This is a genomic window from Marivirga arenosa, assembly GCF_030503875.2.
GTDB lineage: Bacteria > Bacteroidota > Bacteroidia > Cytophagales > Cyclobacteriaceae > Marivirga > Marivirga arenosa.
The window spans coordinates 397,632-414,372 of the sequence record NZ_CP129968.2; the positions used below are offsets into that span (position 1 = coordinate 397,632).

General features: G+C 33.9%; 17 protein-coding genes and 1 tRNA gene. 5 read left to right on the forward strand and 13 right to left on the reverse strand.

All coding sequences use genetic code 11. The features are described 5' to 3' along the window. Positions 1-121: 121 nt before the first annotated feature. The 5 genes from QYS47_RS01715 to QYS47_RS01735 form a co-directional block, all read right to left on the reverse strand. Entirely contained in the window at positions 122-370 is a 249-nt protein-coding gene (locus QYS47_RS01715; protein ID WP_322347500.1) for a hypothetical protein, read from the reverse strand. 75 nt (positions 371-445) lie between these two features. After that, complete coding sequence (locus QYS47_RS01720) at positions 446-1,297, reverse strand: ChaN family lipoprotein (protein ID WP_302128328.1); 852 nt, start codon at positions 1,295-1,297, stop codon at positions 446-448. Between the two features lie 74 nt (positions 1,298-1,371). Beyond that, entirely contained in the window at positions 1,372-2,544 is a 1,173-nt protein-coding gene (locus QYS47_RS01725; RefSeq protein WP_322347501.1) for an alpha/beta hydrolase-fold protein, read from the reverse strand. Positions 2,545-2,698: 154 nt separating this feature from the next. Next, a complete protein-coding gene (locus QYS47_RS01730; RefSeq protein ID WP_322347502.1) occupies positions 2,699-3,763 on the reverse strand; it encodes a serine hydrolase domain-containing protein in 1,065 nt (354 codons plus the stop codon). 87 nt (positions 3,764-3,850) lie between these two features. Next, positions 3,851-4,231, reverse strand: a complete 381-nt coding sequence (locus QYS47_RS01735) for a hypothetical protein (protein WP_322347503.1) — start codon at positions 4,229-4,231, stop codon at positions 3,851-3,853. 160 nt (positions 4,232-4,391) lie between these two features. Between QYS47_RS01735 and QYS47_RS01740 the strand changes: the two genes are divergently transcribed. After that, a complete protein-coding gene (locus tag QYS47_RS01740; RefSeq protein WP_322347504.1) occupies positions 4,392-4,646 on the forward strand; it encodes a hypothetical protein in 255 nt (84 codons plus the stop codon). Between the two features lie 6 nt (positions 4,647-4,652). On the opposite strand, the gene QYS47_RS01745 is transcribed toward QYS47_RS01740, so the two are convergent. The 8 genes from QYS47_RS01745 to QYS47_RS01780 form a co-directional block, all read right to left on the reverse strand. Further along, positions 4,653-5,453: a hypothetical protein gene (locus tag QYS47_RS01745; protein WP_322347505.1), complete on the reverse strand. Its 801-nt coding sequence runs from the start codon at positions 5,451-5,453 to the stop codon at positions 4,653-4,655. Between the two features lie 143 nt (positions 5,454-5,596). Further along, on the reverse strand, positions 5,597-6,349 hold the full coding sequence (locus QYS47_RS01750) for a hypothetical protein (RefSeq protein ID WP_322347506.1): 753 nt from the start codon (positions 6,347-6,349) through the stop codon (positions 5,597-5,599). Positions 6,350-6,510: 161 nt separating this feature from the next. Further along, entirely contained in the window at positions 6,511-7,455 is a 945-nt protein-coding gene (locus QYS47_RS01755) for a hypothetical protein (RefSeq protein ID WP_322347507.1), read from the reverse strand. A 189-nt stretch (positions 7,456-7,644) separates the two neighbouring features. Further along, positions 7,645-9,072, reverse strand: coding sequence for a TolC family protein (locus tag QYS47_RS01760; RefSeq protein ID WP_322347508.1), 1,428 nt, complete (start codon positions 9,070-9,072; stop codon positions 7,645-7,647). Then, positions 9,069-10,451, reverse strand: coding sequence for an HlyD family secretion protein (locus QYS47_RS01765; protein ID WP_322347509.1), 1,383 nt, complete (start codon positions 10,449-10,451; stop codon positions 9,069-9,071). Before QYS47_RS01765 ends, QYS47_RS01760 begins: the two co-directional genes overlap by 4 nt. Continuing rightward, a complete protein-coding gene (locus QYS47_RS01770; protein ID WP_322347510.1) occupies positions 10,444-12,177 on the reverse strand; it encodes a peptidase domain-containing ABC transporter in 1,734 nt (577 codons plus the stop codon). The genes QYS47_RS01765 and QYS47_RS01770 overlap by 8 nt, the downstream gene beginning before the upstream one ends. A gap of 2 nt (positions 12,178-12,179) precedes the next feature. Next, positions 12,180-12,857, reverse strand: coding sequence for a TetR/AcrR family transcriptional regulator (locus QYS47_RS01775; protein ID WP_308358047.1), 678 nt, complete (start codon positions 12,855-12,857; stop codon positions 12,180-12,182). Positions 12,858-12,922: 65 nt separating this feature from the next. Continuing rightward, the gene (locus QYS47_RS01780; protein WP_308358045.1) at positions 12,923-14,338 is read right to left on the reverse strand and encodes an FAD-binding oxidoreductase; all 1,416 of its coding nucleotides are present in this window, start codon (positions 14,336-14,338) and stop codon (positions 12,923-12,925) included. Between the two features lie 27 nt (positions 14,339-14,365). On the opposite strand from QYS47_RS01780, the gene QYS47_RS01785 reads away from it, so the two are divergent. The 4 genes from QYS47_RS01785 to nadC all read left to right on the forward strand — a co-directional run bounded on the left by QYS47_RS01785 (position 14,366) and on the right by nadC (position 16,695). After that, entirely contained in the window at positions 14,366-14,863 is a 498-nt protein-coding gene (locus QYS47_RS01785) for a C40 family peptidase (protein WP_322347511.1), read from the forward strand. A 54-nt stretch (positions 14,864-14,917) separates the two neighbouring features. After that, positions 14,918-14,991: transfer RNA gene (locus QYS47_RS01790), tRNA-Ala, on the forward strand. Positions 14,992-15,071: 80 nt separating this feature from the next. Beyond that, complete coding sequence (locus QYS47_RS01795) at positions 15,072-15,761, forward strand: ion transporter (protein ID WP_322347512.1); 690 nt, start codon at positions 15,072-15,074, stop codon at positions 15,759-15,761. A 73-nt stretch (positions 15,762-15,834) separates the two neighbouring features. Next, a complete protein-coding gene (gene nadC / locus QYS47_RS01800; protein WP_322347513.1) occupies positions 15,835-16,695 on the forward strand; it encodes a carboxylating nicotinate-nucleotide diphosphorylase in 861 nt (286 codons plus the stop codon). Positions 16,696-16,741 lie beyond the last annotated feature (46 nt).

Below are 16,741 nucleotides of genomic sequence, written 5' to 3' on the forward strand. Positions count from 1 at the left end.
TAGAACACGAAATTAAGCAAGAAGAAGTTGTTGACAAAGTTATGCTGAAAGTGTTATTTCATAAACTAAGTCGTAAGACTATCCAATTTTCTTTGATAAAATTTAAAAATATAATTTTCCTTTATTTTAGAACCAATCTTTTAATGGTGATTCTGAGCAACTTCGAATATTTTCCAATATTAGCACCTCCATCAAAAACGATTCTAGGATTTAGTTTCGCTAATTTTTTTAGGAGCAGTTCCTCTCCATTGCTTTTAGAATCATAATTCTTGTTTTCATAAAATCTATTCATGGACCTTTCGAAACCAGCTAAGGCTTTGAAAAATGAGTTATGTGTATTTCTTCTAAAAACCGTTCTTAAAACTCCCATCTATGTTTTGCAAATCTTAATATAAGCATGAAAGTAGCAAATAATATTTCAGTGCTAAAAAGGATTACTCAATTCTTAGTAAGTAGTCGTCATATCTTTATCCACACAAATAATAAAATCCGCTTTATTGAGATTCTCTTCTTCTAATTGATTAATATTTACCTGTGATACAGTTGAAATAGTGGCATAATTTAAATCATCCCGTTTCTGTTTTAAATACCACAATATGCCTTCATATTTATCGGAATGATAAGCACCATTATAATGAATAAAGGTATGATTCTCTGAATAGTTCTTTAATATAAAATGAGCCATAGTTGCATCTTTTATGGCTTGTGCCATGACCAATTTTGGACTGCCGTGCTCTCCCATCATCTTCAGAATATTTTGGTAGGTTGGTAATTCAGGCTTAAAAATAATTGGCAAAGGAGCAATCCACTTTTTTTCTTCATCTGAAAGTGAATCAAGCGCTTCAAATCCTTTTCGGTAAACTAGGTTAGCATACCTTCTTGGAACGTTAGTCGCAATAAAATCTAACTTTTTATCTTTGGCAAAATCAACTAACGGAGCATAATCTGTTTGATAATTCGGCCATAGCCTGGCTAATGTGTCCAAGCCTTTATAGTTTAAACTATCGATTAAATAAAGATTTAAGGCTTCTTGATTATCAGCTTCCAACATTTCTGCTCCTAAAATAAGCGGCTTAGATTCATGAAGATCTGCAGTTACTTCATATTGAAGCCAATGTGCAATGGGGTTGTTATGCAACTCTCCAAATAAGATGATATAACTTTTTTGAAGTGATTTAAGCATCTTTTCGTAAGAAACCTCTTTTCCATTAGCCTTGTAAATCACATAGGGCTGTTTCTGACTAAATATAACATTTGAAAGAATTAAAAAGTAAAGTATAAAAAAGAGCTTCTTCATTAAAAGTATAATATTTTTAGTATCAAAGATGAATTTATTAAAATGAAGGGAGACTTAAATACTAATATCTAATTTTATTTACTTTTCTTTAATGATTCAATTTTCATTTTTGCATGTTGGTTTTTAGGATTTAGCTCAATGGATTTTTCATAATTTTGACGGGCTTTTTTGTTTTCTCCTAAGGCCTCAAAAGCTTCACCTAGGCTATCAAATGCATTAAAGGAATTAGGATAGTTTTTAGTATTTAGTTCGAAAAGCTTTAAGGCTTCTGATCTATCTTTTTCATCTTTCGATCTAAGTAAATAATATGCAATTCTATTTACCAAAAACTCTGGAGGATTAAATTCAAAGGACAGCCTGTTAGATAACAACTCAAAATGTTTAACTAGTTGCTCACTATCATTAATATCTCTATAATATACCCCATACCCTTCAAAAATGGATGTAATCGCATTATAAAAAGCTAGTGGAGGTACGGAACCGTGGTTTTCATTTTCGAAGTACTCATATTTAGCGGGAAATTGACCGTCACATTTACTATTTAATGCTTCAAATAATCTCAAATGACGATCACGGTTAGTGAAATTTCTTTTCCCCCAATTAGCCGTAGCGAGATACAAATATCTATCAAAGGAATTTTCAGTAACAGCGGCTATTTTCTGATCCATAGTGTTAGCATCCCAGGTTCCAAAGCTTGGGTCTACTGCAATAAAAGCATTAAAAAGGGTTTCTTCTTTCATGTAGGCATGTGTTGCTAACAAGCCTCCTAAAGAATGACCGAAAAGGATTCGATAAGGAATTGTTCTATACTTCTGATCCAATTCCGGAATAAGTTCATCTTCCAGAAAGGATAGAAAGTTTTCCCCTCCTCCTGTATCATTTTCTCTAACGGTAACCACTTTATCTGGAGTAAAATCTCTCCGTCTGTTTACATTCTGAATCGCCACCACTATCATTTCTGGTACTCTGGTATTTCCATTATATCCAGAACTCATATAGTCTAACATTCCAGAGATTGATTTAAAATGTGCGTCTCCATCTAATACAATCAATATGGGGTATTCTTTATATGAGTTTTCTATGTTAGAATACGATTCAGGAAGGCTAATCCAATACTCTCGCTCTTCATCTAGAATGTTAGAATGTATTGTATGCTTTTTGCCGATTATTATAGATTCCGAATCCTGTGATTGTGCTGAATTTAGTTCAATCAGTAATAATAGAAGAACAATGATTTTATTTCTCATTTTAATTTGCAGCATTTGATATGTTTATAAAACTCTAGTTTGAATACTATTATTGTAATATCTCTAGTTCTGAATGTTTTCTTTGCTCTTTATTTAAGATGAAATAGCTCATTTGAAAGCCAGCTTTTCAGATAAAATAAAGGCTTTCGTTTTTTTAATTTGGATTATAGATTTCAACAGCTTTTCTTATCAGTTTCATTTGAGTTTGAATGCTATTTCTTCTTTGGTACTCACTCTTTGTTTTAAAGGCTAAAACAACATCTATTTCAGGGTAAACCGTAATGTTTTGTCCTAGGGCACCTTGAGCGGAATAAGCATTTTTAAGTTTGTTGTCGTCTGTGTTTTCAATTAACCACCACATATACCCATAGCCTAAATCAAGTCCATCTTCTTTTAAGATAGGCGCATTTTTTTGAGCCTCCTGATAAGATGTTCTTTGGGTAACCATTTCTTTCACCCATTCTTTAGGAATAACTTGCGTATCTTTCCATTTTCCCTTTCTAAGCATCAATAAGCCAACACGTGCCATATCTCTTGTAGAAAACCATATGTGGTAAGCAGGAAATTTCGATACTTCTAGATTTCCATTTTTTAGTTGTAAAGACCTATTCCAATCTTGCATTTGAAGAGGAAGCACTAATTGCTTTTCAATTTCATCATAGATGTTTTTCTTCGTTTCTTTTTCAAAAATATAACCTGCTAAATTGAAATCCCAGTTACTATAAAGCCAATAACTTCCTGGTTTTACAGAACCTCTTTTGGGGGCTAATCTTCTAAAATCACCCCCATTAGATCCGGGTAAAAAAACGCCTGAACGTGCTGATATGACGTCCTTGATAGTTGCTGATTTTTCAATTTCAAGTAAAGGGGCATGATCCTCAATTTTTAATTCACCTAGCGATTTATCTAAATTGATCTGACCATTTTCCACATATTTACCATAGAGAATTGCCAATATGCTTTTTCTACAAGATGCGATATAGCTGTTTTCTTCTGTATCTCCATATTCAAATACAATTTTACCCTTATGAATAATAACAAGACCTGTAACATTAGTACTATCAATGATATAGCGCATGAAAGTTGATCGTTCCGTATCTCTCCAGCCATCTAAAGCAGGGTTTTGATTAAGTGCCCAGTTTCTATTGGGATAAATCTGCGCTTCGCTTGAACAGCTCAATAAAAAAGAGGAAATTAATAGGAGGAATGTTGCTCTCATTTTTTGTTTTAATAAATACCATATATTGGTAAAAAAGCTGTTTGCTATGGTTCTATTCACAGTTTGTAAAAGAAACGCAATATAGGCTTATTTAATTGCTATAATAAGACTCGTGATAAATTGAATTAAAGCCACAGGAGCCCAAATACGTTCTATTTTACTGGGAGTAATGGTATTCATTATAGTACCGAAAATAAAAAATATAACTATAGGCCAAATCCCGATACTAGAAATTGAATTTAGTTGAGGGAATAACAAATTTGCTTCAGATAAAACAATTGCTGACATAAAAGCTAAAATTAGCATATTCAAGATGGCAACGAATCGCATTTTTAAAGGATATTTTCCAGGGTATTTGCCCCCCATGGATGCCTTTCCCCATGGCACACCAGCGGCTAAACATCCTTGAAATATGATTACAATAAAAGTGAATGTAGTAAAGATTATGGCAGAGATTGTTTCTAGCATATTGAATTATTTAATGGGTTTTATTTTTTCCAAAATGTTTCAAAAGCCTTAAGGCTCTCAGTGTATTCCACCTAATGAGCTTTCTGGTTTTTTTCAAAGTGTACTTTCCCTGCCTAAACGGCCGGCACTTTTCTGCATCCATTTATAAATTTTATTCGACTTGAATATACAGAATCTTAATCCATTCAGCATAGCTTTTGGGATAACAGCCATTTTATTTCCTGCTGGGTTTTTAATCTATTGGTTCATTTTATCTATTATTTACAACCAATATTCTATAAACCCTTCGGTATTATGTCAGGAAGCATTACATTATATTGCTTACGAACATTTGAATAAACCAACACCTTTTTCTATTGAAAAAAATATAGCGGCATTCCATCTTCCAAGGGATCAGTTCGCATATTCATTTTAGTATTTGTTATCTTCTTTTCTTAATTAAGTAATCTTCTGGGCTTAGTATTTCACCGAATTCTTTTATTTCAACAAGTTCTAAAAGGACTGTGTATCTGCCTAAAATTTCGTACTCCATTTTTACGAACCCCACTTCTGAATTAAAATAAGTTGTTAAAATGGATTCCCCGAATGTACTCTTAGCGGTGCTTTTGGTTATCAAGCATCGAAATTCTCCCAGATGAGACGCAATATTTTTGAATCCTTTATTGGCATAAATTAAATCAATCGTCTGATCACCTTCCCATGTTGCCCATCTTCTGTCCTGCCATTTTTGATCTATCTTTATTTTATCCTGCCATTTCAAATCGGCTGAGGAAAACTTTACATAGGGAAATGGACATAGTTCTAAAATCTTAAAGAAGTTGCTTCTGGGTGGATGCAACCAGATATTTTGAGCATTTTCAACGATCCCTGTATTTTGAAAGGTTTTTCCTTGTGGTTCAAATCCAATTATTACTTCTGTTTGTTTTTTATTAATTCTTTTTGATCTATTTACTGAAGCAGTCAAATAGATTATACTGTTCACTTGGCCTTTAGAAGATTCTTGAGAAATTTCCTCAAAATCCCAATCTGTATCAGAAAAAACTAATTGCTTTTCATCTCCTGATTCATAAATCGATAGTTGGTATAGAAATCCTCTTCCAGTTTTAAATATCGTATTATCAATGTCAGGATTTCTACCTTTTTCGATGTGGACGCTTTCATAGTCTTGTGCTTGAAGACCTGAAAAACTTATAACAAAAAGTATAATTATAAAAAGTCGCATAATTTAAAGATAATGACCAACTATCATCCGTAAGCTATACTTTTTAAATTTCTATGAATTTATCTAATCGCACAGTCCTTTGCAAGTAGCCCAATTAGTGCGGCCGGCTAGGCCTAAGGATGATAGTGTTTGTTAGCGAATTATCAATTTAATGAGTTTATGTACCTCTGTATAACTGTTAATGCAATTTCTGGTTTGGGTATTGGAGGAATCATTAATTTGACTTTTCCAGTATGATCAACCATATAATAGATTGGAAATAGTTCGGTATTAGAAATAAGTTCTTTCTGAATATTATCTACTAAGTATATGTTTTGGGTTTTTTTTAGAAAGCTTTTTGTGAAAAAATGGTCTAATGACTTGTCTTCGTTAGTGGACACTAAGAGGAAGTCAATATCTGAATATTGTTCAATCAGGCTCAATAAGTCAGCACGAATTTTAATCCAGGTAATATCATCAACGATTACAAGAATCGAATTCGGATTACTTTTTTCTTTTCCAATACAAATTTTATTTGAAAAAGCATTTTTCGCACATAGTGATGTGATAGTATCGCCCATCTTTAATTTAGGTTTAAAAAACGGAAAATTTTTAGTGCTAATCACTGTGCTTCCATCTGTATGGACTTGATATTGATTATCAACTGGACTGCTAGGGTCTCTTTTTCTAATTAAATGCTCTATCTCAAAAAAAGAATTAATAGAAGGTATTGAAATGTATTCGCCTGTTCTCATCAACTCAAGGGCTTTTTTATGGCTAATTATGTTTCCAATCGAATCTAGATGGAAGAACATATCGTCAGGTTTTTCATCTAGCTCTATAGTTTCCTGTGCCAAAATATTAAAACTGAGAAACACAATGAAAGTGGTAATAATAAATGGCAGGCTAATTTTCATACTATTTCATTTGGTTTATTCGCTAACGCTTAGAATATGGGGCGTTGGGCTTTTCAAGGCTCCAAACTTCCAATTCCTCACATATTTTCTTAAATGTAATCATTTTCAACTTTAGCACTATCTGCCCAATGACCTATATTTAGTGTTACAGGCAGTCTCTATTAGTGCGTCTCATATTTATACCTGAAAAATTCGCTTTCTCCGTTTGCCACTTTAATTACAAGTTCGATTTTACCGAATTTATCATATTGATAAGTGTATTTTGTCTTTTTGTCTCTTCTTAAATCCACTTTGGCTGTCGAGATTAGTTGTTTATTTGAGTTGTATTCTAAAGTCTCACTTCTTGTTGTTAGGCCGTCTTTATCCAATATTTCCATTTTAACGAGATTGCCATTAATATCTAAACTATCAATTCTAAACAACCTCTCATCTTCTGTATAGTGTTCAAGTTTGTTATCAGTTTTGATTTCATCTAGATGTCTCTTTTCATTTTCTTTAGTTCCATTTTTATCAAATTGGATTTTAGTCACGTACTTTTTGCCATCAAAATATTCATAGTGATATTGGACGTAAATTACATTAGAAAGAAATCTAGTTTCAAGTAGAGGTCTCTCTTCGCTGTCATAAACGTAAACGTTCTTTAATTTCAAAGTACCGTCATCGTTATATTCTGAATATATTCTTATGTTCTCTGGTTTGATATAAGCTGTTTTTCTGAAAAGCAGACTGTCTTCAAGTTTGTACATTTTTCTTATCCCATCTTCAAACTTGTAATAATATCCATAACGAAACGAACCATCCGAATTAAAATATTTTGTTTCTGTTTCTCTGTTTTTATCATCAAAGCTGGAGGTAGATTTGCGGACGTAGTCATTTTCCATTCCGATTTGGATAATGGCATTCCCGTTTTTATCAAATTCATGAATGGATGAAAGGGCAGTGTCTCTTAGGAAGAGAATCTTTTTAATGCCATGATTTTTGACAAATTCAGATATTGACATCCCTAAGTCAAGTTGATAAAATAGCTTTTCAGGTTCGTGCTGAATTTTTGATTGTCCATAAACAATTTGGGTAGCAAAAAGTAAAAATGTTAGAATTCTCTTCATTGGTTGGTCAAATTGCCTGTAACAATTGAATAAGTGCACCTCGAGCTACACGTATTTGCTATATATTTATAACAATCTAACAATTTATTTAGAGGTAAAAAAGGCCCAATATAGTTTAGAGCCATGTTTTTTAGAGGGCATCAAAATTAACCGAATATTAAACGTTTAAATCTACAGTTATATATACACCTAATTCGCCAACCATAGTTCTGGTTTTGCCCCTAGGCTATGGAGCCACTGACGGTAATATAAGCGATATTTGGTTTGTAAATCAATGTATTTCATTCGGGCATTCACCAAACTCATTTGCCGGTAGTTAATCAAAAAGATACTGCTCTCTCCAATCTCAAACTTTCTCAATTCTGCTTCTAATAAACTTTCATATTGGATAACAATATTCTGATAGGTAGCAAGCTGATTTGAAATATTGGCAAAGGTGTTTTCGTATTGTCTAGCTTTATTTTGTATTGACAATCTTTTTTGCTGTAAGGCAAAATTTGTATTCTCTAACTTAATTTCATTCATTCGTAGCTCGCCTCTTGGTTGGCGTAGCAGTAGTGGCATACTGAAGCTCAACCCCCATTTATAATTATCCAAGCCCTGTATTTCGTTGAAGTTGTTGGAAGGGTCTTGCAATAAATTATATTCAAGATTAAGCTTAGGCTTTAATTTTTCCTTTTTTAAACGATTGTCAATTTGCAGCTTCTGAATCTTTAGTTCACTCTCTCTGATGGCAGGATGCTCCTGAATGAAAATAGGCAAACTTGCCCTTAAGCTATCAATTCTATTTTGTGAAATGGTATTAATAGCTGTAGCTCTTACGTCTGACTCCTCTATCGGGCCTTCCTGTCCCCATAAAAAAGTAAATAAGTTTAGTTTTGCGTTTTCTAAATCAACAGCTAATTGCTGATTTTGTATCTGGAGATTCTGTAATTGAATGGAAGCCTCCAAAGTATCAACGGCTGGTTTATCGCCTTGCTCGAAGGAAGTTTTATAGTTTAAGAAATTATCTTCTGCCAGTTCTATAGCCTCTTCAATTACTTTTTTCTGGTTTTGAAATTTAGCAAACTGCCAGTAATAATTTGCTCCTTCCAGAAGGATATCAATCAATAGTAGTTGGGCTTCGTTTTCGAATGCTCTTCTATCTACAAAAGCTGTTTGAAGTGCGGCTCTTCTATCATCAATAAACAAGCCTTGTAAAACAGGTACGCTTACGCCTGCATACCATAAACCTGATTCAGGTAATGTTGATTCTCTACTTAAATTCTCACCGTCTGTCCAGTCATATCCACCTTGCAGTGTGATTCCAGTTCTAGTGGCTAAACTGATTCCTGACTCACTATATTGATAGTAATTTTTCTGATCGTAGTATTTTTGCTTGTTTTTAGAAAAAAGCTCAGGGTCAAAATTTCCTCTAGCAGCCATTACTGCAAAATCACCCATTTCTCTCAAATTTTGAGCTTGCTCAATTAAGGGATGATTTTCCATTACTAAGTTCAGAAATTCATACTCACTAATTTTTTCCCCTAATATGGGAGAATCTTGTGCAAGGCTTAGCTTAGCTGAAGTAAGGCAGATAAAACCTAATAGACCAATATGAATGAATTTACGAATCATTTCTTTTCTTTAGAATCTGATTTATCTTTTGCTTTCATATTTTCATTTCCAGTATTTTCTGGTGTATAGAAGTTTGGTGGGAAGCCATTAATTTGTCTCCATATTTCATACCATACTGGTACAGTATCCAATAAGGCTAAACCATTCGTTCCACCTCCAACTCTTAATGCATCTGGCCATTCTGGCTCATCAGGATCTTGAGCAATTAATATTCTATATTTACCGTTAGGGCTGATAAAGCGGTCTATGGCTACTACTTCACCTCCGAAGGTACCATATGTAATAATAGGCCAGCCGGAGAAAACGATAGACGGCCAACCGTCAAAAATTAATCTTACTTCGTTACCCACACTAAACAGAGGCAAATCTCTTGGATAAATATACATTTCGACTGCATAATCAATCTCTGCTGGCATAATGGAAACTAATGATTCCCCTGCTTTTATGTTTTCACCAATTCCAGTGCTGACAGCTCTGGTAATATAACCATCCTGAGGAGCTGTGATATAATACATTCCAAACCTTACCTGATAGTTGGTTAATTGGTTTTCCATTTTCACCACCTCAGCTTGAGCATTTTGAAGCATTGAGCGGGTTTCGAATAAACTAGATCTAGCTTTTTGAAGCTTGTCGGTATATTCATTGTAAATAGAATTCAATTCTATTTTGGCATTCAAGAGTTTATTTCTACTGCTCAGTAATTTACTTTCAACGCTTATCTTCTTGGCTAATGACTCTTGATACTTAGAGGTTCTCTTTTCCAGATCAGTCAATGACTTTAACCCTTCATCATAGAGTTCTTTTTGTCGTTCTAACTGGCGATCAGCAATTCCTAAATTCGTTTGCGCAGCTTCATAATCTATACTATCAGCTTGAATTTGAAGCTCCGCTTGTCTAAGATAGTTTTTAGCCTGGTTTAATTTCAGTTGACGGTTTTCTTCAATTGCTACCACTTGACTTTTTAGAGCATCAATTTTTTCTTTATAAAAACCTAGGGATTCCCTCTTAGCATCAATTTGATTTTGAGTACGCTCTAATAACCTAGGATCGAAGTATTCATCTTTTATCTCTCGTATAAAAATAATGGTATCTCCTTTCGCTACGAAATCACCTTCTTGTACATACCACGCTTCAATCCTACCATCTATTACGGAATTTAATTCTTGTGGCCTTTGAGATGGTGACAAAGCGGTAACATGTCCATTTCCTCTGATATTTTGCGTCCAGGGTAAAAAGGCCACTACAAGAACTAGACCCAGAAAAGTGAGTAATAATTGCTTTAAAACCTTGTCAGCTCTTATTTCCTGAAATAAGCTGAAGGACTTGTACTTGCTAGTATCAATTTTATCTTTTAGGCTATGTGGGCTAATATTAAGCATTGCTATTCATACAAGTTTTTTTGAACCATTCGTTTTCCTTTATTTCAGAAGAAGGGATATCATAGATAATTTCACCACCTTCCATACCAAGTACCCGGTCACACTTTTGCAATATTTTCATATCATTACTAACCATCAATACGGTTCTGTTGATAGACTTATCACACAAATAATCTGTGAACTTTAGTTTTTCTTCTCTTGAAGTAGTTCCAAAAACATCCTCCCAAAGAATCAATGACTTATTGCCTAAAATACCTCGAGTCCATTTTATTTGTTGTTGAATTTTTTTAGGAAATGTATTGTCTCCCGGATATATCATGATTTGATATCCTTTGTTGGAGGATTCTATAAATTCTGATAGACCGGTTATTTCTGCTGCCTTTTGCACTTCAGAGAAACTACATAATGGGGAACCAATCATTATATTTTCTTCAATGGTGCCCTGAAACAGATTTCCTGTTGACATGCAATCACCGATTTCTCTTCTAATATCGGTTAAATTAAGATCATTAGCAGGGATACCGTTATATAAAATATTTCCTTCGTAATCATTATACCAACCACTTACAAATTGTAATAGAATTGCTTTTCCAGTATTAGTATCCCCCGCAATTCCTATTTTTTCTCCTCCCTTAACATCTAATTCAAGATTGTTTAAGTAAACATAATCGGTCGTTTTGTCCGTAAGTGTAACCTTTTTCAACTTTAGAGACATGGCCTCTTGTTGATTGAAGTCTTTTGTATTATTGATGACATCTTCCAAAGGTAAATCAGTTACAGCGGCAATTTTTTCTACTGAAGTTAATACATCATATATCGACTCAATCGTAAAAATCATTTTTTCAACTGAATTAATAATCAAAATCACTATAATTTCAGCAGCGACAAACTGACCAATATTCATTTGCTGTTCAATTACCAGAATACCTCCGATTAACAATAAGCCTGCTGCCACTACTGCTTTAAAACCAATCATTAAAGAGAACTGATTGATAATTACGTCAAAGTGGGTTTTTCTTGCTTTTATGTATGAGTCAGTTTTTTCATCATTTTTTTCTAATGACAAGGTAGACTCACCGGCCATTTTAAAGGTTTCTACGTTTCTAGCTAATTCTTCTAACCAATGTGCTGTTTCATATTTGTGCTTTGACTCTACAAGAGAGGTTTTTAGTCCTTTTGGCCCAGTAAACCGTACGATTAAAAATATTAGCAGAACTAGGAAAAAAGAAAAAACAATAAAAAACGGGTGATAAAAAGAGACTAATAATAAACCAAATATGATTTGAAAAAAGGCGGTCGAAAAATCAATTAAAATTTTAGATAAGCCTTTTTGAACTGACATGGTATCAAAAAACCGGTTAATCAATTCAGGTAGATATTGGTTTTTGATTTGGTCTAGTCTCAATCTTGGAATACGATAGGCAAATTCAAATGAAGCACGACTAAATATTTTTTGCTGTAATACCTCATTAATAGTTAATTGACGTACCTGCAAATACCCATTAGCCACTATACCTAATATAACCAAAATCACAAGTATAACCCAGGAAGTACTTACCTGACCCCCCATGATTAGATTTATAATTGCTTGTATACCCAAAGGCAAGGATAAACTAATTAAACCTGCAAAAATTGCATAGAGGTAAATGGTGAAAACTAGGCTTTTCTCAGGTTTAAGTAACTGAAGAAATCTATTAAAAGGATGTATTTTAAAGTTATCGTCCATTTTTAGTGCTGTAGGTTTTTAAGGATGATTTGGTAAAAAACATTTGATAATTCCTCAGTATCGGAATGAATATCGGAAAGAGAAGGCATATGTGCAGCAAAAAACTGTTGATGCAATATCCCCACTATACTTGTTGAGGCCAAAGTATTGGCGTGTCCAAATTTTGGATTTATTTCTAGCATTATCTCGGCTAAATGCTTTGATACCTTTTTAAAAGCTAAAAACAAACCATATTTATTCTCTTTATCGACTTCTTTTGTCAAATATGCTTTAGATGATTCTGAAATTACAATGTTTATGAGTTGTTGATAGTTTAAGGTATTAATTTTATTCTCTTCGTCTTCTGGTTTACAAATAACCTCTACCGCACGCTTTAATTTTTGGGTAGGATCGCTAATATTTGTAGTACTAAATGCAAGTTGTAAATCAATCCAGCTCCAATACCAATTGTAAAAGTACAATAAAAGCTTGTGTTTACTTTCAAAATAGCGATAAATCGAACTTTCTGTTGTGCATAATGCCTTTGCAAGTTTACCAAAAGTAAATCTTTCAAGTCCCATTGTATCAATCATCTCTAATGATTTGGAGAGAATATTTCTTCCCAATTCAGATGATTCTGGGTCTTTTTGATAAAGATGAGGGTTTAACTCAATCTTAATAGTAGGCAAAGTATAATCCAATTTTTCGCAATATTAAAAGTAATACTATCGAAAAACGGATAATTGCTATTCTTGTTCTAAAATGTTTAAAATATTTTTTCTGGGTTCAATATAGTATTGGGGTCAAAAGCTTTCTTAATACCACGCATTAAGTCCAGTTTTACATCACCCATTGCCATTTGCATATAAGGTCTTTTTGCGATTCCTATACCATGCTCACCAGATAGCGTCCCTCCTAATTTTACTACTTCTTTAAAGATTTCACCTATTCCTTCATTCACTTCATTATTCCAATAGTCATCACTCAAATCTTCTTTCATGATATTAATATGCAAATTGCCATCACCAGCATGACCATAGCAAACGGAATTAAAGCCATATTTTTTACCTACTTCTTTAATGAAAACGATTAGAGCCGGCAAGTTTCCCCGCGGCACTACAACATCTTCGGCTTTAGTTAGTGAATAAGCATTTACTGCGGGACTCACATTTCTTCTTAGTTTCCAAAGCTCATCTTTTCTGGCTTGAGTATCAGCAAATAAAACTTCACCTCCTGTATCGAAATCTTCTAATACATTCAAAATAGTTTCTGCCTCATTCATCATTACTTCTTCATCATTACCATCAAGTTCGATTAGCAAATGAGCTTTTATGTGATCAGGCAAATCAACCGTTACACTTTCACCCATTTCTTCTTTGATGTAGGTTTGAGTTTTTTCAATGGCATCACGTTCCATAAACTCCATTCCAGAAGGGGCAACTCCTGCTTTGAAAATAGCGGCAATTGCACGGCATGCTTCTTCATTACTGGTGAAAGGAGCCAATAAAGTCACATCTTTTTTAGGATAAGGCCTTAACTTGAATACTATTTTAGTAATAATTCCCAAAGTACCTTCACTTCCACACATCAATTGAGTTAGATTGTAACCAGTGCTATTTTTTAATACATTGGCTGCGGTCCAGATGATTTCACCATTCGCTAAAACCACCTCCATATTGAGTACATAATCACGAGTAACACCATATTTCACTGCTTTTGGTCCACCGGCATTTTCAGCTAGGTTTCCACCTAAAAAGCAACTTCCTTTACTGGATGGATCTGGAGGATAAAACAATCCTTTTTCTTTTACTGCATTTTGGAAAACCTCAGTGATAACTCCAGGCTCAACCGTAGCTTGCAAGTTCAATTCATCAATCGATAAAATATTGTTGAACTTCTCCATACTGATGACCACACCTTTTTTAGTTGGCAAAGCACCACCGCTTAGTCCAGTGCCCCCGCCTCTTGGCGTTACAGGGATAAGGTGTTCGTTACATTTTTTCATGATGGCACTTATCTCTTCTGGTGTTGAAGGTTTAAGCACTACATCGGGCATAAAGGAATAATCTTCCGTATGATCATGTGAATATTTATACTTATCCTCATCTTGTAAGTAGGCATTTTTTGCTCCTACTATGCTGACCAATTCCTCAAAAATGCTTTGATTTGTAACTGTATCCATCGAATAAATTGATTTCTTAATTGAATTATGACTCAACACAAATTTAGGAAAATATATTCCACCAAACTGATATTCTTTACATTGATTGTCATATTCTTATCGGGATGTGTCGGTAGTAAAAAAAGAAAAATCAGAGAAAGACGATTGGATACCATTATACAAACTGCCCGCTCATATGTGGGCACTCCCTATAAATGGGGTGGTGTTAATCGTTCCGGTATGGATTGTTCAGGATTACTTTATGTGAGTTTTAAAGCTGGTGATGTAAATATTCCGAGAGTATCTTCTGACCAGGCTAAGGTGGGGAAAAAGGTAAAATTTCATAAGCTTGAAAGAGGTGATTTAGTCTTTTTTGCGATGGGGAAAAGGCGTAGGAAAATTACCCATGTAGGCTTAGTAACTGAAGTAAGAGGCAAAAATGATGTACGGTTTATCCATGCTTCATCCAGCCTTGGTGTAATTGAGGCCAATATTTATACTGATTATTATACCAAAAAATTCAGGAAAGCAAGGCGCTATTTTTAGATTTGAGTTTTTTCAATAGCTTTGTGAAGTTTAGAAAAAAGATTAGGATTATATGGGGCATTAGCTCAGCTGGCTAGAGCGCTACGCTGGCAGCGTAGAGGTCATCGGTTCGACTCCGATATGCTCCACAAAAGCTACTTCGAAAGAGGTGGCTTTTTGTATTATATACCAACGGCTTTACTATATTTATCAAAATAACAATCTATATATGGAGCTATTAAGAAAAATAGTATTAGAAAGTAATACCAAAAAAGGTAAGACTTTCGATTTGGTAATTCAACTCTTAATAGTTCTTTCAATAATAAACTTTACATTATCTACCATAAAAGGTAAATCAGAGTCTTACTATAACTTTTTAAATACTTTTGAAAAAGTAACAGTAATAATTTTTACAGTTGAATATTTATTACGGGTAGTATTAGAAAAGAAAAAACTGAAATTTATAATTAGTTATTTTGGTCTAATAGATCTTATTGCTATAATTCCATTTTATTTATCAACAGGAGTAGACTTGCGCTCTTTAAGAGCCTTGAGATTATTAAGAGTTTTTAAATTTTTTAGATATTCTAAAACACTGTATAGAATTTCAAAAGCAATAAAAATTGCAAAGCAGGAATTAATATTATTTTTCTCATTAACCTGCATTTTATTGTACCTAGCAGCTGTAGGCATATATTATTTTGAAAATCAAGCTCAACCGGAAGTTTTTAAATCAATTTTTGATTCTTTATGGTGGGCAGTTGCGACATTAACTACTGTAGGTTATGGAGATTTATATCCGATTACAATTGGAGGAAGAATCTTTACATTTTTCATTTTAATGATCGGCTTAGGTATTGTTTCTATTCCTGCTGGAATAATTGCTAGTGCGGTATCAAAAGCAAGAGAAGAAGAGTAAAATTCTCCTTCAAGAACTAATATAAATCAACGCATAGCTGTACCTTTGCAACTCCAACAAAAGAGCTAATAAATTGTCATATCAATATTTAACGAAGGAGAATATTCAGCAATTCATCAAGCAAGCATTAGAAGAGGATATTCGTGACGGGGATCATTCTTCATTGGCTGCGATTCCAAAAGGAACCAAAAATACTGCACAGTTAATCATTAAAGATGAAGGAGTATTAGCTGGAGTGGAAATGGCTCAGCACATATTCAAAGCTGTTGACCCTTCATTAGAATTAGAACTTTTCAAAAAGGATGGTGAATGGGTGAAGAGAGGTGAAATTGGTCTAAAAGTGCACGGAGAATCAGCATCAATTCTTTCAGCGGAGCGTTTAGTGTTGAATTGCTTACAAAGAATGAGTGGTATAGCGACTTATACTCATAATCTAAATAAGCTTATATCGCATACTTCTTGCAAATTATTAGATACACGGAAAACGACTCCTAACTTCAGAATCGCTGAAAAGTGGGCGGTTCAAATTGGAGGAGGACAAAACCATAGATTTGGTCTATTTGATATGGTAATGTTAAAGGATAACCATAATGATTTTGCAGGAGGAATAACTGCTTCTGTGAATGCGACCAAAGCCTATTTAAAGGAGCATAAATTAGATTTGAGAATTGAAGTCGAAACCCGAAATATTGAGGAGGTAAAAGAGGCTTTAGCAGTTGGTGGTGTTGATGTCATTATGTTGGATAATATGGAAGTTGATGAAATGAAAAAAGCAGTTGAAATCATTGATGGTCAATGTGAAACGGAAGCATCTGGAGGTATCACGGAAGATACAATTGCAGCCAAAGCAGAAACAGGAGTTGATTATATATCGGTCGGAGCCTTGACTCATTCCTATAAAAGTTTGGACATGAGTTTGAAAGCGGTTTCCTGAAACCATAAAAATCAAATATATTTGCACTTCCTTAACGGAAAACAAT